At 62.5% G+C, this 17,678-nt stretch carries 16 protein-coding genes; 11 read left to right on the top strand and 5 right to left on the bottom strand.

Going from position 1 to position 17,678, the window contains the following annotated elements:
- Positions 1 to 49 precede the first annotated feature (49 nt).
- From OPV09_RS13895 to OPV09_RS13930, 8 genes are all read left to right on the top strand, one after another.
- The gene (locus tag OPV09_RS13895) at positions 50 to 376 is read left to right on the top strand and encodes a hypothetical protein (RefSeq protein WP_319993120.1); all 327 of its coding nucleotides are present in this window, start codon (positions 50 to 52) and stop codon (positions 374 to 376) included.
- A gap of 76 nt (positions 377 to 452) precedes the next feature.
- On the top strand, positions 453 to 1,754 hold the full coding sequence (locus OPV09_RS13900) for an EAL domain-containing protein (RefSeq protein WP_319993121.1): 1,302 nt from the start codon (positions 453 to 455) through the stop codon (positions 1,752 to 1,754).
- Positions 1,755 to 1,948: 194 nt separating this feature from the next.
- Positions 1,949 to 2,617, top strand: a complete 669-nt coding sequence (locus OPV09_RS13905; RefSeq protein WP_099403428.1) for a response regulator transcription factor — start codon at positions 1,949 to 1,951, stop codon at positions 2,615 to 2,617.
- Positions 2,614 to 4,986: an ATP-binding protein gene (locus OPV09_RS13910; protein WP_319993122.1), complete on the top strand. Its 2,373-nt coding sequence runs from the start codon at positions 2,614 to 2,616 to the stop codon at positions 4,984 to 4,986. Before OPV09_RS13905 ends, OPV09_RS13910 begins: the two co-directional genes overlap by 4 nt.
- Before the next feature lie 20 nt (positions 4,987 to 5,006).
- Positions 5,007 to 6,251 (top strand): MFS transporter, encoded by a 1,245-nt coding sequence (locus OPV09_RS13915; protein WP_319993123.1) that lies wholly within the window; start codon positions 5,007 to 5,009, stop codon positions 6,249 to 6,251.
- 309 nt (positions 6,252 to 6,560) lie between these two features.
- Positions 6,561 to 7,115: a fimbrial protein gene (locus tag OPV09_RS13920; RefSeq protein WP_278318765.1), complete on the top strand. Its 555-nt coding sequence runs from the start codon at positions 6,561 to 6,563 to the stop codon at positions 7,113 to 7,115.
- Between the two features lie 141 nt (positions 7,116 to 7,256).
- Positions 7,257 to 7,952, top strand: a complete 696-nt coding sequence (locus OPV09_RS13925) for a fimbrial biogenesis chaperone (RefSeq protein WP_338682190.1) — start codon at positions 7,257 to 7,259, stop codon at positions 7,950 to 7,952.
- A 118-nt stretch (positions 7,953 to 8,070) separates the two neighbouring features.
- Positions 8,071 to 10,884 carry a fimbria/pilus outer membrane usher protein gene (locus OPV09_RS13930; RefSeq protein ID WP_338682192.1) on the top strand — a complete coding sequence of 938 codons (2,814 nt, stop codon included), beginning with the start codon at positions 8,071 to 8,073 and terminating at the stop codon, positions 10,882 to 10,884.
- A 116-nt stretch (positions 10,885 to 11,000) separates the two neighbouring features.
- Here the strand turns inward: OPV09_RS13930 and OPV09_RS13935 are convergent, their stop codons facing one another.
- The 5 genes from OPV09_RS13935 to OPV09_RS13955 all read right to left on the bottom strand — a co-directional run bounded on the left by OPV09_RS13935 (position 11,001) and on the right by OPV09_RS13955 (position 15,110).
- A complete protein-coding gene (locus tag OPV09_RS13935; protein WP_338682194.1) occupies positions 11,001 to 11,285 on the bottom strand; it encodes a transcriptional regulator in 285 nt (94 codons plus the stop codon).
- A 1-nt stretch (position 11,286) separates the two neighbouring features.
- A complete protein-coding gene (locus OPV09_RS13940) occupies positions 11,287 to 12,174 on the bottom strand; it encodes an EAL domain-containing protein (RefSeq protein ID WP_338682196.1) in 888 nt (295 codons plus the stop codon).
- Positions 12,175 to 12,262: 88 nt separating this feature from the next.
- Positions 12,263 to 13,300: a serine hydrolase domain-containing protein gene (locus tag OPV09_RS13945; RefSeq protein ID WP_338682197.1), complete on the bottom strand. Its 1,038-nt coding sequence runs from the start codon at positions 13,298 to 13,300 to the stop codon at positions 12,263 to 12,265.
- Positions 13,291 to 14,097 carry an alpha/beta hydrolase gene (locus OPV09_RS13950; RefSeq protein WP_338682199.1) on the bottom strand — a complete coding sequence of 269 codons (807 nt, stop codon included), beginning with the start codon at positions 14,095 to 14,097 and terminating at the stop codon, positions 13,291 to 13,293. The genes OPV09_RS13945 and OPV09_RS13950 overlap by 10 nt, the downstream gene beginning before the upstream one ends.
- Positions 14,094 to 15,110, bottom strand: coding sequence for a M14 family zinc carboxypeptidase (locus tag OPV09_RS13955; protein ID WP_058049790.1), 1,017 nt, complete (start codon positions 15,108 to 15,110; stop codon positions 14,094 to 14,096). The genes OPV09_RS13950 and OPV09_RS13955 overlap by 4 nt, the downstream gene beginning before the upstream one ends.
- A 209-nt stretch (positions 15,111 to 15,319) precedes the next feature.
- Here OPV09_RS13955 and OPV09_RS13960 point away from each other — a divergent pair, with 209 nt between their 5' ends.
- The 3 genes from OPV09_RS13960 to OPV09_RS13970 are packed head-to-tail and all read left to right on the top strand — an operon-like array spanning position 15,320 to position 17,606.
- Entirely contained in the window at positions 15,320 to 16,054 is a 735-nt protein-coding gene (locus OPV09_RS13960; protein ID WP_338682202.1) for a hypothetical protein, read from the top strand.
- The gene (locus OPV09_RS13965; protein WP_338682203.1) at positions 16,051 to 16,626 is read left to right on the top strand and encodes an RNA polymerase sigma factor; all 576 of its coding nucleotides are present in this window, start codon (positions 16,051 to 16,053) and stop codon (positions 16,624 to 16,626) included. Before OPV09_RS13960 ends, OPV09_RS13965 begins: the two co-directional genes overlap by 4 nt.
- Before the next feature lie 8 nt (positions 16,627 to 16,634).
- On the top strand, positions 16,635 to 17,606 hold the full coding sequence (locus OPV09_RS13970; protein ID WP_338682204.1) for a FecR family protein: 972 nt from the start codon (positions 16,635 to 16,637) through the stop codon (positions 17,604 to 17,606).
- Positions 17,607 to 17,678 lie beyond the last annotated feature (72 nt).

A 17,678-nucleotide genomic window follows, 5' to 3' on the forward strand; every position in this document is an offset into this window, starting at 1 on the left:
TGCGCATGTCGTGGCCGGTTCCTGATCTTCCTTATTGAAAGTAGCGGCTATGACAAAGCAAATACAGCAGCATTCCCCACGCGTGACGGGATTACGCAACCGGCTTCCACAGAATGCTGCAAGCGGTTTTCGCAACGCCGATCTGCTCGATGTGCTCATCGATTTTCTGGGCTTGAAGAACGATGCGGCCCTGGGGCGCGAATTGCAGGTATCGGCTCCCATCCTTTCCAAAATCAGACATGGCTCGCTGCCGGTCAGCGCCGCCATCCTCATACGCATGCACGAGGTAAGCCGGCTGAGTATTCATGAGCTGCGGGCATGCATGGGCGATCATCGCACGCGTTTCGGCATGCCCGATGACGAGGACAGCAATTAAGAGGTTTGCCGCCCGTCATTTTCTGGCGTCTTCCACTCTTTGTTCACCCATGCGTCTTAACCCAAGGAAAACTTCCGTGAAAACCATCAGCTCCCCTGTGCGTAGCGAATTTCATTGCCTGCGCGTGCTGACCTTGACGCCTGATACGGACAAGAGTGGTGCCCGATGGCTGGGCACGATGCTGAGTGCCATCAATGTTGCAGACGTAAAAAGCATCAATTCCTTGAGCTTGATTCCTTCGCTCTTGCGCGAAGGGAAGGTTGACGTGATCGTCGCGGATGTCGAACATGGTGGCTTGATGGTGCCGACTTTGCTCAAGACGCTCGATGCGGCCAATCCGCTGGCGCGTTTTCCGCATGTGCTGTGGGTGGGCCAGCCGACGCTGCTCAATTTGCTGCATGGGCAGGCCGCGGCGATGCTCGAAAAACCGGCGGTTGCCCGCATCGGCGGCTTGTCCGTGACGGCATTATTGGCGCATGCCCGGCTGGCGCATCGCGCCGGCATCAATGTAGGCATGGTCTACGGCGGCGGCAACGCCGCGTTTGCCGAGGCCTTGCGCGCCTTGCTGCTGGTCCCGTCGATCAAGCGGCAGGCAGGCTGTTTTGCGCCGCCCGACGGTCCGACGGAAGCCGATGTGATCGAAGCGTTGACGACAGGCAAGAATCTGCGCGTGATGCTGCAGCCGCAGTACGATTTGCGTACCAGGCGCATCATCGGCGCCGAGGCGCTGCTGCGCTGGAACCATCCCGGCGTTGGCGAAGTGCCGCCATCGGTGCTGATCCCCATGGTCAACCGCCTGGGCCTGCACTTGCTGTTGTTCAGCTTTATCGAGACGCGCGTGATCGACGTCCTGCTGGTGCTCAAGAGCCGCCAGGTGACCTTGCCCATCGCCCTGAATGCTTCTGCCGAAACCGTGTGTACGCCAGGTCTCGCGCAGCGGCTGGCTGAAAAGATGCAGCGGGCAGGCGTGCCGCCGCAATTGCTGAAAATTGAATTGACTGGCGATCTGCCGGTCGACGATGAACTGCTGCTGTCCGCCTCGCTCAATACGCTGCGGGCGAAAGGGTTTCCCGTTTCGCTTGATGATTTTGGGCAGGGTTCATCGACCCTGAATCTGCTGGCCAGGATGACCTTTGACGAGGTCAAGATCGATGGCGCGTTTGTGCGCGACATGAAAACCAGTGCTTCCGCGCAGGCCGTCATTACCGCGACGGTCAATCTGGCACGGCTGATGAATCTGAAAGTGGTGGCGGAAGGTATCGAAGACGCATCGTGCATCGAGGCGCTGTGCCAGCTTGGCTGCCCCACGGGGCAAGGCTATGCATTGGCGCGCCCCCTGGAGTTGCGCGACTTTTTCGCCAGCGTCAGCAATAAATAATGCGTGCCTTCGCTAATGCAATAAAAGTAACTTTATTGTGATGTGAGTCTGAAGGCGGGTAAATCGAAGCATTTTTGTTGCACAGGAGCACCTATGTTAATAAACTGCATCTCGTATGGCGGTCGTGGCACAAATAGGAGTAATCTCATCAAAAGAAACTTTTTTCATACAGCGTCCGGTTCTTGCCCATGCCTATGAAACGCTTACGTATTGCCTTGCTCGATGATCACGCCGTGGTGCGGCATGGCCTTGTGGCCCGCCTCGGCGCGGAACCGGATATCGACGTGGTGGGCGCCTACAGTACCAGCCGGGAGCTGATCGCGGGCTTGCTCGCGGCCCCGGCCGACGTCATTTTGCTCGACTATGCGCTGGGTCCGGACGAACTCGATGGCGTGTCGCTGATCCGCGCATTGCGGGCCAAATTCCCCGATTGTCCCATCCTGGTGTTGTCCACGCATCATGAGCCGGCCACGGTGGCGCTGGCCTTGCGCGTCGGCGCCCGTGGTTTTGCCGGCAAGGGCGAGGAAATGGCGGAGCTGGTCAAGGCGCTGCGCAAGGTGGTGTCGGGCGCCGTGTACCTGAGCGCCGAGATGTCCTATCGGGTGGCCGAAGCGAGCACCACCTTTGATGCGCGAGAGGGTGAGGACGGCGCGGATGCGCTGCTGCTGGGGGCGGCGCTGTCGGCGCGCGAGCGCGAGGTGATCCGCTGTTATCTGGCGGGGATGACCGTGACGGAAATCGCCGAAAAATTCAAACGCAGCATCAAGACCATCAGCTCGCAAAAGACCACCGCCTTCCGCAAGCTCGGCGTCACATCGAATAATGAACTATTCAAGATCAGGCATACCATAGGCGAAGCATGAGGCGCTGGCGCGCCGGCATCGCCGCTTTCCTGCTGGCCGTCTGCTGCATGGCGGCGCAGGGAGAGGAAAGGGCGCACGCGCTCAACGCCGCGGAGCAAGCCTGGGTGCGCGCGCATCCCGTGTTGAAGCTGGGCCTGCTGCAAAACCGGCCACCGTTTGAAATCGTCCAGCGCGGCGCGACCGGGGTTGGCATCGCCGCCGATTACATCAAAGTCATTCAACGGCATAGCGGCCTGGACTTTGACATCGTGACCTTGGCCGACACCGACAACGGCCTGGCTGCGCTGCGTGAAGGCAGGGTCGATTGCCTGCCCGCGGTGCGCAGCATCGGCACGCCGGAGCAGGTGCCCGGCATCAGTTACAGCTTGCCCTACCTGTCGACCACGGCTATTGCCGCCACGCGTGAACAGGGTGAACCTGGTGCCGATGGCATCGCATTCGATGGCAAGACCGTGGCGCTGCCGGCCGCGGAAGCTGGCCTGTTCGGTCCCTTCCTGCGTGAACGCCACGACGGCATGCGCATCGTTGTCAGTCCCACCATGCGCCAGGCGCTGGCGCTGCTGTCACAGGGCGGCGCCGACGTCGCCATCGGCAGCAAGGCGCAGCTATTGCCAAATTTAATGCGCGATGAAGGCGCAAAGCTTTATTTTTCGGAATTGCCCGTGGCGATGACGTCCGATGTGCGCATGGCGCTGCGCGATAGCGATCCCTTGCTGGTATCGATCGTGAACAAGTCGCTGGCCGCGATGACCCCGGCCCAGATCCGGCTGGTACGCCAGGATTGGCTGGGAGCGCCGGGCGATGATCACTCGGGCATGCTGTTCTCGGCGGATCACTTTGGCGAACATGTGGGCCTGGCTGTGGCCTTGCTGCTGATCCTGGCGGGCCTGGCGTACCAGGCCTACGGTGCGCACCGGCGCGCCTTGCGCAACGAGCGCCGGGCGGCCATGTTCCTGGCCGTGATGAGCCATGAAATCCGCTCGCCCATGAATGCCGTGCTGGCCGCCGTGGAATTGCTGCGCTCCACGCCCATGAATGCGGAGCAGCGTCACTTTGTCGACCTGGCCAGCAACGGCGGAAATATCCTGCTGCGTTTGCTCGACGACGTGCTCGATGTCTCCAGGCTGGAGGCGGGGCAACTGACGCTCAGCCTTGATGCCGTCGATGTCGCGGCCCTGGCCAACGACGTGGCGGCCCTGCAGCAACTGCGGGCGCGGGAGAAGGGCATTACGCTCGATGTGCCGGTGCACGCGGCGGTACCGCTGCTGATGCTGGACGAGGCCAGGCTGCTGCAGGTGCTGCACAACCTGGTCTCGAACGCCATCAAATTTACGGCAAGCGGCGGCGTCGAGATACAGATTGCCATGCTGGACGATGGGCATGGCCAGGCGCGGCTGGAAATTGCCGTTGCCGATACGGGCATCGGCATAGCCGCCGCCATGCAAGCGATCCTGTTTCGCCCGTATGTGCAGGTGGAGGGCACCTACAAACGTTCGGGCGGCACCGGGCTGGGCCTCGTCATTTGCCGTGAATTGGTGACATTGATGCAGGGCACGATCACCATCGACAGCGAGATGGGCAGGGGCACGCGCATGCTGATTTCCTTGCCTGCAGACCTGGCGCCCGGCTCCGCTGCTGCGGCCGACGTGGTCGTTGCCCGGCCCGCTCCGGTGGGGGGCGCGGCCGCGCAGCGCCTGTCCATCCTGGTCATCGAGGATGTGCCGGCCAACCAGGCCGTGTTGCGGGCCCAGCTCGCCAGCCTGGGCTGCGATGCCGACATTGCCGAGAATGGCGCCAGGGCCCTGGCCTGTTTCGGCCTGCGCGAATATGACCTGGTACTGATGGATTGCGACTTGCCCGACATCGACGGCTACAGCCTGACGGTCGAATGGCGCAGGCGCGAAGCGGACCTGGAACAGGCGCGCTGTCCGGTCATCGCGATTTCCGCCTCGACGGGCGAGGATCATGCGGAACGCTGCTTTGAAGCCGGCATGGATGGCATATTGAGCAAGCCGATCCGGTTGGCGAAACTGCAGGATATCGTCGAACTGTGGTGCGACGCGACCTTGGTACTGCATGCGCCGCCGATGGAAACCCTGGCCGTATTCGATATGCCGCAAGTGCGCGCGGCGTTCGCCAACGATATGGGCGAATTGCTGCAGGCCATGGCCATGCACGAACGGGATGGTGCGGTGCGTGCCGCGCATCGCCTGCATGGCGCCGCCCTGGCCATGCAATGGACGGAGATGGCGCAGCCGGCAGGGCAGCTCGAGAGCCTGTTGCGCGGTGCGGAAGCGCTGACCGATGCGCGCTGCGGCCAGCTCCTGCGGGAACTGGTGGCAGCTTGGCGTAGCCGCGGTCAGCATTGATTTCAATTGAAAGGAGCATCATGTTGCGCAGGATGAACAAGAATAAAAAAGAGGCCATGGGGATGCTGGCGTTGATGTTGCCGACCACCTTGCTGTTCCTGGTGTTGTCCGGCATGGATCCGGCAAAGTTGCCGCTGGCATCCCGGCCCCTGCCATTCGGCCTGCCCGCGACGCTGGGCAGTTTCCCGATAGCCGCAGTGATCTTTTACGTCAGCATGGGGTTGACGGGACTGGTGCTGGCACTGCTGCCGGCAACGCTGTCGCGCAAGAAAACCTTGCTGGCAGGCTTCCTGCTGCTGGCGGTAGCCGCGATTATGGGCCTGTATTCCCGCACGCTATTTGAACTGTGCTGCTGGAGCTTGCTGGGCGGCATAGGATGCACGATGAATATCTGTGCCTGGATCAGTATCGGGGTCACGTATTTTCCGCGCCATTGTGCGCTGGTGGTGGGACTCATGAACTGCCTGGCCGTGGCCAGTAACATCGTTGCCAGCCAATTCAGCGCCATCAACCATGCCATCAATGAAGAGGGGAAGCCGCCCCTGTTGCCCGCCCTGGCTGGCATGCTGATCCTGATCCTGCTGTATATCCTGATCTGGCATTTTTTTCAGCATATCAATACGACCGGCGAGCGGCGCTTCATCCGCCCTGAAGCGAAAAAAACGGTGGGGTCGGTCTGGTCCCCAGGCCCGTTGCTGCTGTTTCTGGCTGCCCTATGCCTGCCATTGAGCGCTGGTAACTTCGACTATCTGTATAGCGCCTACCTGCGCGAGATACTGGGCGTTCCCATCAAGACGGTACAGATGGCGATCGGCATTGTCGTGATTGGAAACTTGCTGGCACCGCTCGGTGGCTGGCTGGGGGACCGCTATGGCACCCTGAAATTGCTGTTGATTGCTCTTCCCCTCACAGCTGCTATCGGCGGTCTGATATTTTGGGGATGGCAGATTCCCCTGGGTATTCTCATGTTGCCGGTATTCCTGGTGGGCTTTGGCTTCACTGCGGTGTTCTACGTCAATATCATGGCGGCCCTGATACAAGCGGTGGAACCTCTGCAGAACATGCGGGCCGTGGGCTTGTTCTATGTCGCGTTCAACCTGGGCATTCCGCTCGCCGATCTCCTTTGCATCACTCTGAAAGAGAGGGTTGGCTGGACAACGCTGGTTTTATTGCTGCTTGTCTGCCCTTTGCTGCTGGCGACGGCTCTGGTCTGGCTGGCGCAGGCAATCTTGAAACCTGACGATCAGGCGGTGCTGCCCGGCTGACCAGCCAGCAGCCTTCATCTCGCCTGCAAGCGCCGTCTTGCAGGCGCTCCCCACAGCTTTCATCCCCGCACTGCCTCTCCATTCTCTCCAGCCACGCCGCAACGCCAGCTTGCCAGGCAGCTTGCATCCTGCGCGTGTTGTTGCCGATGTGTGCATCTATTTGCACATGTCTCATCCGGCGGCGCGGATTTTTAAGACCATTCTCATATCGACAACTACCGCGGCTCTGTAAAGTACGAATCTGCATCAACAGCCGCGTTCCTACATTAACTGGTGCGCATTTACCTTTATCTTTCAGGAGTAGTCTCAATGAAATCCCAAGTCCGTATCCTCGCCGTTCTGCTGGCCGCCGCTGTAAGCCAATCCGCTTTCGCTTCCGATGGCACGATCAATTTTGAAGGCCAACTGCTCGATTCGACTTGTACCGTGAATGTTAACGGCACGGTTGGCCCTGCTGCTGCGACCGTGACATTGCCGAAAGTCTCGGCTGCCCAGCTGAAAACGGCTGGCACCATTGCAGGTCAGACAGGTTTTAACATTACGCTGAGTGCTTGTAGCGGTACGACCACCAAGGCCGCCGCATTTTTCGAAGCGGGTGCCAACGTTGATCCACTGACCCATAATCTGAGAAATAACGACAAGAGCGTAGGTGGTGCCCAGAATGTTCAGCTGCAGCTGGTCGATGCCAATAACGGTCAGGTGATCAAGGCTGGTGATTTCTCGCAAGTTGCGAATACCAGCAAGGTCACGAAAGATGCTAGCGGCGGCGCGGTTCTGCCGTATGCCGTGCAATATATTTCCACCGGCGTTGCCGCCGCCGGTCTGGTGAAGGGTGCCGTTACCTACTCCATCACTTACGAGTAATCCACTCGCCAGGGAAGCACGTCCTCGCCGCATAGGCGGGACGCGCTTCCGGTCTACATTCTGAGGTCTTCCATGCTCCCCTATCATTCATTGCAAAGTTCGTTGTTGCTCAGTCTCGCCTTGTTGTTTTGTTCTTCCTCAATGGCCAGCGTAGTGATCACGGGCACGCGGCAGATTTATCCGGCGAAGCAAAAAGAAATCACGGTCAAGCTCAATAACGATGGCGCAGTGCCGGCGCTGGTGCAGGCGTGGGTCGATGCTGGCGATGTCGCATCGACGCCGGCGGCGGCCAAAGTGCCTTTTGTGCTGACGCCGCCGCTGGCCCGCATCGATCCGGGCAAGGGCCAGAGCCTGCGCCTGATATTTGTCGGTCCGGCCCTGCCGGCAACGAAAGAATCGGTGTTCTGGCTGAATATGCTGGAGATCCCACCCAAGTCGCAAGACGCCGATGTGAACAGCCTGCAGATGGCGTTCCGCTCACGCATCAAGATTTTTTATCGCCCCGAGGGGCTCGCTGGCAATCCTGTCGACGCGATCGAACAAGTGCAATGGCGTGCCGTTTCTGCCAGCAGTGGCAAGGGCTTTGCCCTGGAAGCATATAACCCGTCCGCCTTTCACGTGTCGGTGGCGTCGCTGTCGCTGGTGGCCGGCGCCCAGCGCAGCGAGAGTGATGGCGGCATGGTGGCGCCAGGCGAGACGAAACAATTTGCGCTGCCCTCCCTGAAGGACTTGCCTGCCGCAGGCGCACAGGTGGAGTTTAGCGCCATCAATGATTACGGTGTCCCGATGCCGGCACGGCGTAGCCTTTCTGCGCCGGCCGCGCGGCCCGCTCCTTAAGGTTTGAATCATGAATAATCATCGCCAAGTCTTCTATTATCCTCAAGCAAGGCCAAGTCCAGGCGTCAATGAGCTTGTTGGCAGTATGCTCAAGGCGGTGGCGTTCAGTTCATGTGCTTTGACCATACCAGCTGCGCATGCGGACCAGGTCGAGTTTAATAGTGTTTTCTTGCCGGAAGGCTCGCGCAGCCTGGATCTCGCTATTTACCAAAAAGGCAATCCTGTCTTGCCGGGCACGTACCGCGCCGATATCGCCCTCAACGGCGAGCTGAGAAATCGCCAGGATATCCGCATCAATGCCAACGATGACGGCAGTAATCCCGTGGTGTGCATATCGCGCAAACTGCTTGAATTGCTGGGCGTGAATATATCACTGCTGTCGCCGGAAGCCATGACCTTGCTGGCAGAAGGGCAGTGTGTCGAATTGGGCAAATTGATAGCGAATGCCACGGCCGTGTTTTTGCCGGAGATTCAGCAGGTCAATATCAGCATTCCCCAGGCGTCGCTGCGGCGCAATGCGCGCGGTTATGTCAGCCCGGAACTGTGGGATAGCGGTGTCACTTCGGGCATGTTGGGTTACAACTTTAACAGCTATCACAACAAGAGTGGCGGTACGTCATTCGACTCCGCTTATCTGGGCCTCAACGGCGGCTTCAATATGGGCGGCTGGCGTTTTCGCCATAATGGCGCACTCAGCTGGCAGCAGCAGGGAGGCAGTCGTTACCAGGTGCTTGATACCTATGCGCGGCGCGACATGACGGCGCTGAAAAGCCAGCTGACACTGGGCGATGCGAATACCAGCGGGGAGATTTTCGATACCTTATCCTTCCGGGGAGCGCAACTGGCCAGCGATGACCGCATGTTGCCCAATTCCTTGCGCGGCTATGCGCCCGTGGTGCGCGGCATTGCCCGCACCAACGCGCGCGTGAGCATACGCCAGGCGGGCAATCTCCTGCTTGAAACGACGGTGGCGCCAGGCGCCTTCGTCATCGACGACATGTATGCCACGGGTTACGGTGGCGACTTGAACGTGACAGTGTCCGAAGCGGACGGTAGCGAACAGCGCTTTGTCGTGCCGTATGCGGCCGTCAGCCAGTTGCTGCGTCCGGGTTCGCTGCGCTTCGGCGCGGCGGCTGGCGTAACGCGCAATAATTTCTTGAGCAAGCAGGCGCGCGTCCTGCAGGGCACTTTGCAGTATGGTTTGAATAATAGCCTGACCGGTTACGGTGGCTTGCAGGCCAGTGAGGACTATTTGTCCCTGCTCGGCGGCGTGGCCTTTGCATTACCGATAGGCGCCGTATCCATCGATCTAAGTCACGCGCAGACGAAACTTGCCGCAGACACGGCCAAGGGCCAAAGTCTGCGCTTGTCATACAGCAAGAATGTCTTGAGCACCGGCAGTAATTTCTCGATGGCTGCTTACCGTTTTTCCACCAGCGGCTATCTGGATTTTGCCAATGCGACGCAAGTGCTCGACGCCGAACGCAATGGTTACGATTCCAATATGCAGTATAGGCCCCGCAACCGCGTGTCCTTGACCGCCGACCAGCGCCTGGGTGCGTGGGGGCAGGTCAGCATCAGCGGTTATGCACAGAATTACTGGAACCGGCCGGGCCAGGACTTGCAATATCAGCTCAGCTACAACAAGCAGGTGGGGCGCGTGAGCTACGGCATCAATGCCAATCGCAGCAAGGTATCTTATGGCGGTATGGAAAGCAGGATACAACTGACCTTGAGCATGCCGCTGGGTGGCAATGACAGTCTGTACAGGCCGCAAATGTCGGCGCAGGTATCGCGCGACACGGATGGCCGCTATGACCAGCTGGCAACGCTGAGCGGCAGCGCCGGAGAAGAACGGCAATTTAGCTATGGCGCATCAGTGAGCCGCAATGGCAGCAGCAACAGCAGCACCCTCAACGGCCAGTATACCGGGGCGCAGGCGATGGTTGGCGCCAGCGTGGGGCGCGGCACCGGCTATAGCAGTGCCTCGGTCAGCATGAGCGGCAGCGTGGTGGCCCATCCGGGCGGTGTGACCCTGACGCCGCTGCGTGGCGAAACCATCGCCGTCGTGCATGCGCCTGGTGCCGCCGGCGCCAAGGTGGCCGGCTATCCTGGCCTCAGGCTCGACGCCAGCGGCAATGCGGTCCTGCCCTATTTGCGTCCGTATGAATTGAATGAAGTGGCGATTGATCCGCAGGGCACGTCGATGGATGTCGAGCTGAGCGAAACAAGCCAGCAGGTGGCACCGCGTGATGGCGCTGTCGTATTTTTGAAGTATGGCACCAGCACGGGCCGCGCGATACTATTCAACGTGAGCTTGGCGAACGGCGAGGTGCTGGCCTTTGGTGCCACAGTGAAAGATGAGCAAGGCTTGCCGGTGGGCGTGGTGGGACAGGGCGGCCAGCTGTATGCGCGCCTGCAGGAAACTACCCGGCAGTTATCGATTTCCTGGGGCGGCAGGGCGCATGAACGTTGTACTTTGGCCATTCCCGCATCTGTCATGCAAGGCGAGGGCGGCAAGCTGCAGCAAGCCGATGCCGTGTGCGTGCCTGAGCTCATCAATGCCAAGGCGGCACCCGCCGATGAACGCAGCGCCGAACTGCTGGGCGGCACGCATACGGTTGACATATTCGTCAATGGCCAGCGCATGGAACGGCGCGACGTGGCCTTCCTGCCGGTGGCTGGAGAAAGCCGTCCCTCGCCGTGCATGAGTACAGTGGATTTGCAGGAGTATGGCGTGCAGCTGTCCAAAGAGCAGTTGCTGCTGCCGTGCCAGCAAGTGCTGGCGTCGATTCCCGGCGCCAGCTGGAGTCATGAGGCTGCTGTCCAGCGCCTCGATCTGCAAGTGCCGGCCGCATTCCTCATGGCGCGCTCGCCACGCCAGGGCCCGCAGCTGGCCGCCGCAGGCATCACGCAAAAGAGAAAGCCATAAAGCTGTGCAATGGCTGGAGCATGCCGCCATGCGGGGATGCTCCAATACAAAAAAACGGCGCGCCAGTGATGGCGCGCCGTTTTTGCTTGGGGAGCGGCCATGCCGCTCGGTGGGGATCAGTGCCGGGGATCCGTGAGTGCCCGCAGTTCGCCGATGGACAGGCCCGATGCTTCGTGCATGCGTATCAGCATGTCCGTATCGAGCGCGGCGTTTCCTCTTCTCAGCTTGCTGATCGCGAACGGCGGCACGCCCAGTTCGCGTGCCAGGCAGGCATCATTGCGCAGTCCCATGTAGGCGAGCAGGCGTTCGACGAGTGCCGCAGCATCGTGCGTGTGGACGGCTGTCCCGGCAGCGATGGCATCGGTGGTCAAGATCAGCGGTAATTGCTTCATGTCGCTCATGTCACATCGCCTTCAGTGTCATTGCCATTGCCATTGCCATTGCCATTGCCATTGCCACGGGCTTGGTCAGTTGACGCTGGATAAACTCTTCGCGCTCCATCGGGCGTGCCAACGCATAGCCCTGGCCGATATGGCAGCCGATGCCCAGCAAGGCCGCCAGCACCGATTCGCTCTCGATACCTTCGGCCACCAGTTTGAGGTTGAGCCTTTGTGCCAGTGAAATGAGGGTGGCGACGATGGCATGCGAATGGGTATTGGTTTCCATGTCGCGAATAAAGGCGCCGTCGATCTTGACTTCATCGAAAGGCATCTTGAACAGGACGTTGAAGGTGGCGGAACCGGCGCCGAAATCGTCGAGTGACAGGGGAAACCCCTTTGCCCGCAAGGTGTTGAGGCAAGCCGACAGGCACAGTTCGTCGAGGACCGGCAAGTCTTCGGTGACTTCGACTTTCAGCAGCCGCGTCGGCAGGCAGGCATCCCACATTTTTGTGGCAAGCAGATCGGCCATGCCGGGCGTGCACACGGTATCGATCGAGGCGTTGACGGCAACGGGCACGTCACCACCTTGACGGCGCAGGTGCTGCAACATGGCGATGACTTCCTTGACGACCAGGTCGAACAGCGGCAGATGCAGGCCGAGCCGGTTCACCATGGGAATGAGTACCGACGGCGGCACGCTGCCATGCTGTGGATGGTCCCAGCGTAGCAGCGCTTCCGCGCTGACAACGCGCCGGCTGTGCAAGTCATACTGGGGCTGGTAGACGACACGCAGCCCATCACCCGAATGGATGGCATGGATGACGTCCGCGTCGCTGGGCACGGTGAAGGGGCGCGCCGGCAGGCGCTGCCTCATCGTGGTGGATGAAAGGGCATACACGGCTGCGCTCATGGCGATTTTCCCGACAGGTTAAGATGGACGAAGTATAGAAACTTCGGCATCCACGGAAAATCGGACTGTTCTGAAAAGCGGCGCGGCTTCAGAGATCGAATGCGCAGCGCATGAAGTCGCGCCGGATGTCGTTGATCCTGTCGAACTCGCGCGTGTAATACAGCTTGTTCGTCAGCAGCACCGCATAGCGGCCGCGCCGGGGGCTGATCCACATGGCCGTGCCCGTGAAGCCCAGGTGGCACCAGACGTCGTCTTGCGGCCCGGTGCCTGCCGCCGGATGCCAGAACAGGCCGCGCGAGGGCTGCAGATCGCCCGTCTGTACCGTCAGCGATTCCCTCACCCAGGCGGCGTCAAACACATCGCCATGCGGATTCAGCATCGCCCGCAGGAAGCGCTGCAGGTCGGGCACGTTGGAAAACAGGCCGGAAATGCCGCACACGCCGCCCAGCAGCCGGGTTGAAAAGTCATGCACCGTGCCGGCAAGATGCGCGCCTGCCTCGTCGCAGTATTCGGTCGGCGCGACCAGCTGGCCGTGCCGTGGCGCCACGGGACCGTAGCCCGTGGCGGTCATGCCCAGCGGCTGCAGCACATGTTCGGCAAGGGCCACGTCCAGCGGCATGCCCAGCAGCCGCTCGATGACCAGGCCGAGGATCAGGGCCGCGCGGTCCGTGTATTCCACGGCCTGGCCTGGTATGCCTTCCAGCGGCTCGCGCAGCACGCCGCGCACGATATCGTCGTACACGTCGCCATAGCTGGCGCGCAGGCGGGCGCGCAGCGGCAGGCCGGCCGTGTGCGTGAGCAGCTGGAAAATCGTGATCGGCGCCAGCGCGTAGCCTGCCGTGCCGGGCAGCAGATCGGCCAGCCGGCTGTCCAGGCGCAGGCGATTCTGCTTCACCAACTGGCCGACCAGCGACCAGACGCTGATGATCTTGGTCAACGAAGCGATGTCGAACAAGGTGTCGACCTGCATCGCGGCGCTGGACGTTTCGGGCGTGAGCCGCCCGGCCGCGCCCATTGCGTGGTGGTCGACGGTGCCCACGGCCCAGGCCGCGCCTGGAAAAACGTGTTCACGGACGCCGGCTTCCACCAGCGCTGTCAGTTGGTCTGTGTGGTTTGCTATTGGCATGATGATTGTGCCGTGTTTATCTTGTGATCGTCTGTCGCTGCCACGCCCAGCCACCTCGCCACCGATTGCGCCACCCATTGCCCCTCGTCGAGCGCCAAGTCGTGGCCCGCATCGCCGTGGATCAGGCAATCGGCCTGCCACGCGCGGGCCAGGCGCTGCGAGCAGCGGTGGTCCACCAGTCGGTCTAGCGCGCCGGCCATCACCAGCACGGGCATGGGCGGGCGGATTGCCGGGGCGCGGTAGCGGGCGGCCGACAGCAGCTGGCGCAGCGCGTTGCGCCGGCTGACCGGGTATTGCTGCTGGTAACTGAGCCAGTCGGCCAGCAGGGCGGGGTTGCCATGGGCATGCCTGCGGCTGGTCAGGCGCAGGATCAGACTTTCCTGGCTGCGCCCGTCGCCCAGCAGCAACTGGCGCAGCAGGGCGCCATAGTTCTGCCAGCGCAAGCGTTGATGGAAGAGACTGAACGGCCGCATGCTGGTGTTGATCAGCACGCAGCGGGCGATTTCCTGCGGATAGCGATGAGCCCATTCGACGGCCACCATGCCGCCCAGGGACAGGGCCAGCAAGTGGTAGGGCGCCGGGATGCCGCGCGCCTGCAGCTCCTGGCGGCAGTCTTCCACCATGGCGGCCACGCGGGTGGCGCTGTCCTGCGCGTGGCGCGTGCCGTTGCCGGGCAGGTCGGGCGTGACGATGTGGGCGCCGGGTAGGGCGCGCGCCAGGGTGGCGGGAAAACTGCCCCAGTGGCGCTGTTCGCGCATCAGGCCGCGCAGCAGGACCCAGGTGTGTGCGCCGCTCATGATTCATACCATTGCGCCAGGGCGCGCCGGCGCTGCGCCTTGCGCAGCAAGCCTTCCGGCATCCAGCGGCCGTGGCTGCTGGCGGCGCGCATGAGGAAATCGAACCACACCAGGTGCCGGCGCAGCACGCGCTGCAGGCGGTGCGCGGCCGTGGGGTTGAAGATGCTGACCCGGTTGAACAGCTGGCGCGGGTTTTTCTTGACCCAGCGCCATGAACCCATTTCCAGGGTCAGCGGCAGGAACACGCGTCCGCTGTAGCTCGTGCCGTTCAGGTACAGATAGTCCCACAGGTCGCCATGGGTGCGGTATTGCCGGCTTTGCGGCTCGAACACATAGTTGTGATTGGGATAGCTCTGGCTGAACAGCTCTTCCAGCGCGCCGATCTCGGCCAGGTGGGCTATGGGCACCTTGGTATGCGCATGGGGAAACCAGATGCGGTCGCGCAAGCCGAAACCGGAATGGCAATCGAGGGCGATGCTGAACTGGCGCGACAGCAGTTCGCGCTCGACAAGGTCGCACACGGCCTGGCTTTCCACCTCCATCGGCCCCCCGGCAGCGCCCCGGTACCAGGGCAGGCGGGCGCTGTAGCGCTGTCCACCGAGCATGAACGGCACTTTTTCGCGCGCGCTCAATGGCGCATTGCGCATCAGGTCCACGCCCTGCGGATTACAGCGCGTCGCTTGCCACATGCCGCCAGGATTGACCAGCGGCATGAACACGAGGCGCATGCTTTCCAGCTGCTGGTGCAAGGTGGCGTCCCAGCGCAGGCGCGCGATCAGGCTTTCCAAAAAGGATAGCAGCACTTGCGTGCCGATGCGTTCGAGACCGTGGATGCCGCCAAAAAAGCCCAGCACGGGCACGTCGGGGCTGGGATTGCCCATGGCGATCGAGTACACGGGAAATTCGCGCCCATCCATGGCGATGCTGCAGGGCGCGGCCACTTCCAGGTGGCTGCCGCCCTCGTCGATGAGGCGTTTCAGCATGACCAGCTCGGGCAGATTCTTTTCGATCATCAGGCGTCTGAAAGGGAGAGTAGCAGCCAGTGTAGCCGAAATAAGCGCCACGCCCGACGTCCCGCATGGCGAAATTTATTGATGGCAAGCATGTCACGAAGCCGTCATTTTTTGTGTGTAGGCTATTGCAGTTGATGCAAGAATTGTTACTTGGCAATGCCTTGTTGCCACGCAGTTTTCCCCTCACACGATAGCGACTCGATAGCGATATGACAGGCAGCCCGGCATCCGTCCATGTGCTTGCGCTGGCGGGATACCTGGTACTGCTGGGTTTCTTGGCCACGGTGGGGCCCGTGCGGGCGCAGCCGGCCGATGGCGCCGTGTTGCAGTTCGATATCGCCGCGCAAAACCTGGGCGACGCGCTCGATATGTACAGCCGCCGCACGGGCGTCGCCGTGCTGATGGACCAGCGCTACGCGCAGCGCCAGTCGGCCGCCGTGCGCGGCCCGTATGCGGCGGGTGCGGCCCTGCAAGCCTTGCTGGAAGGCACGGGCCTGCTATCGCGCCTGTCCGACGCGCAAGCCGTCATCGTGTATGCCCCGGCCGGCGCTTCAGCAACGGCAGCGGACTTGCCGCAGGCCGCCGTCGTGGCCGCCGCCGACATCCCGGGCGCCACGCAGGGCGGCGGCGACCATGCGGCCTATGTGAGCCGCTTGCAGCATGTGCTGCTGGGACTGCTTTGCCGCGCGGCGCAGACGCGTCCCGGCGGCTACCGCCTGGCGCTGCAACTGTATCTGAACCGTGCCGGCGTGGTGGACCGCGTGCACCTGCTCGACAGCACGGGCTTGCGCGCGCGCGACACGGCCATTGCACGCGTCGTGCTGGGCATGCGCGTGGGCGCCGCGCCGCTGCCTTCGATGCCGCAGCCCGTCTCGATCCTGCTGCTGCCGCAAGGGCCGGGCAGCGAAGTCGATTGCGCCCCCAAGACCATGTCCGCGCCATGAGCATGCCCGACCTGCGCACCAAGCTCAAACGCCACCTCAGTTCGCGCTACGCCGTGCTGCGCTGGCGCCTCGAGCGCGTCGTCGGCTGCAAGCACCATGCGGCCGATGCGCTGCAGGAAACCTGGCTGCGCCTCGAAGCGATGGTGGCGCCGGGGCCCGCCGCCGCGCCCGTCCACAATCCCGACGCCTATCTGCTGCGCATGGCGGCCAATATCGCCACCGATGCCTACCGCCGCGACCGCATCATCGTCACCGAGCGCGAACGCGAAGAGCTGATGGGCATGGCCGACGAACCGGGCGACGACATCAGCGACCCGGCCCGCATCGTCTCGGCGCGGCTCGACGTGCAGGCGCTCGACGCGGCGCTGGCGGGCCTGTCGCCGCGCCGCCGCGCCATCCTGACGGCGGCGCGCATCGACGGCATGCTCAATGCGGAAATCGCCGAACGCTTCGGCATTTCCGTGGCAATGGTGAAGAAAGAATTGCAGGCCGCCCTGCAACACTGTAAAACGTGCATGGCCGACGCCGATGCGGCCCAGCGCAGCGATGTGTCGGGCCGGCGTAAATATTGATGAATCCCATGACTGCTCCCGACCGCGATCCACGCGCCCCTTTAGATCATGCCGACACGGCCATTGGCCGGGAAGCCGCTGCCTGGTGGGCGCGGCTGCGTGCCGACGATTTTACGCAAGCCGACGCCGACGCCTTGCGCGCCTGGTGCGCGCTTAGCCCCGACCATGCGCGCGCCTGGCGCGAACTCAAGCAAGTGTGGCAGGCGCTCGACCCCGCCTTGACCCGCGCCGCCGCACCGCAGGGGGCGGCCGTGCTGGCGTTCCCGGCGCGCCCCGGCCGGCGGGCGTTTCTCGGTGGCGCGCTGGCGGCCGGCGTGGCCGTGCTGGCCTTGCGTCCGCCCTTGGGCGCCTGGCCGTCGCTGCAGGAATTGCGCGCCGATTACCGCACGGGCACGGGCGAGCAGCGGCAACTGGCCCTGTCGCAGCAGATGACGGTGCAGATGAATACACAGACGCGCATCAATGTGCGGGCGCCGGAAGCGATCGAACTGCTGGGCGGCGAAGCGGAAATCGTTGCCAGCGGCGCGCGCCAGCCTGTGTCGGTGCTGGCGGGCGCGGGGCGTTTATTGGCGCAGTCGGCCCGCTTCAATGTGCGCCACACGGACGACGCCGTGTGCGTCACCTGCCTGGCGGGCGCCGTGGACGTGGTCTGGCAGCAGCGCCGCCAGACTCTCGATGCGGGGCAGCAACTGGTCTACGACGAGCAAGGCGTGCAGGCGGCCACGGCCGCGCCGGCGGGGGAGGCCAGCGCGTGGCGCACGGGCGCGCTGTCGTTTGCCGGCCAGCCGCTGTCCCGCGTGGTCGATGAAATCAACCGCTACCGTCCGGGCAGGGTCGTGCTGCGCAATGCCGAACTGGGCCGGCGTCTCGTGCGCATGCGTTTTTCCATCACCCAGATGGATGGCGCGCTGGCGATGATACGCGACTTGACGGGCGCGCAAATGACCAGCCTGCCAGGCGGCATTGTCTTGCTCAGCTGATCCCGGCGTTCCCTGCGGCAGGGGAATCAAAATATTTTTCAAAAAGTATTATCCCTTCCGCCGCCCAGCTAC

This window comes from Janthinobacterium sp. TB1-E2, assembly GCF_036885605.1.
Taxonomy (GTDB): domain Bacteria; phylum Pseudomonadota; class Gammaproteobacteria; order Burkholderiales; family Burkholderiaceae_D; genus Janthinobacterium; species Janthinobacterium aestuarii.

What these genes read in the sequence shown, in the direction of transcription:
- OPV09_RS13955 (WP_058049790.1), bottom strand. Translation starts at nt 15,110, where the DNA reads ATGATCGAAAAGAATCTGCCCGAGCTGGTCATGCTGAAACGCCTCATC.
- OPV09_RS13920 (WP_278318765.1), top strand. Translation starts at nt 6,561, where the DNA reads ATGAAATCCCAAGTCCGTATCCTCGCCGTTCTGCTGGCCGCCGCTGTA.
- OPV09_RS13945 (WP_338682197.1), bottom strand. Translation starts at nt 13,300, where the DNA reads ATGCCAATAGCAAACCACACAGACCAACTGACAGCGCTGGTGGAAGCC.
- OPV09_RS13895 (WP_319993120.1), top strand. Translation starts at nt 50, where the DNA reads ATGACAAAGCAAATACAGCAGCATTCCCCACGCGTGACGGGATTACGC.
- OPV09_RS13960 (WP_338682202.1), top strand. Translation starts at nt 15,320, where the DNA reads ATGACAGGCAGCCCGGCATCCGTCCATGTGCTTGCGCTGGCGGGATAC.
- OPV09_RS13915 (WP_319993123.1), top strand. Translation starts at nt 5,007, where the DNA reads ATGTTGCGCAGGATGAACAAGAATAAAAAAGAGGCCATGGGGATGCTG.
- OPV09_RS13940 (WP_338682196.1), bottom strand. Translation starts at nt 12,174, where the DNA reads ATGAGCGCAGCCGTGTATGCCCTTTCATCCACCACGATGAGGCAGCGC.
- OPV09_RS13965 (WP_338682203.1), top strand. Translation starts at nt 16,051, where the DNA reads ATGAGCATGCCCGACCTGCGCACCAAGCTCAAACGCCACCTCAGTTCG.
- OPV09_RS13970 (WP_338682204.1), top strand. Translation starts at nt 16,635, where the DNA reads ATGACTGCTCCCGACCGCGATCCACGCGCCCCTTTAGATCATGCCGAC.
- OPV09_RS13905 (WP_099403428.1), top strand. Translation starts at nt 1,949, where the DNA reads ATGAAACGCTTACGTATTGCCTTGCTCGATGATCACGCCGTGGTGCGG.
- OPV09_RS13925 (WP_338682190.1), top strand. Translation starts at nt 7,257, where the DNA reads ATGGCCAGCGTAGTGATCACGGGCACGCGGCAGATTTATCCGGCGAAG.
- OPV09_RS13935 (WP_338682194.1), bottom strand. Translation starts at nt 11,285, where the DNA reads ATGAGCGACATGAAGCAATTACCGCTGATCTTGACCACCGATGCCATC.
- OPV09_RS13910 (WP_319993122.1), top strand. Translation starts at nt 2,614, where the DNA reads ATGAGGCGCTGGCGCGCCGGCATCGCCGCTTTCCTGCTGGCCGTCTGC.
- OPV09_RS13950 (WP_338682199.1), bottom strand. Translation starts at nt 14,097, where the DNA reads ATGAGCGGCGCACACACCTGGGTCCTGCTGCGCGGCCTGATGCGCGAA.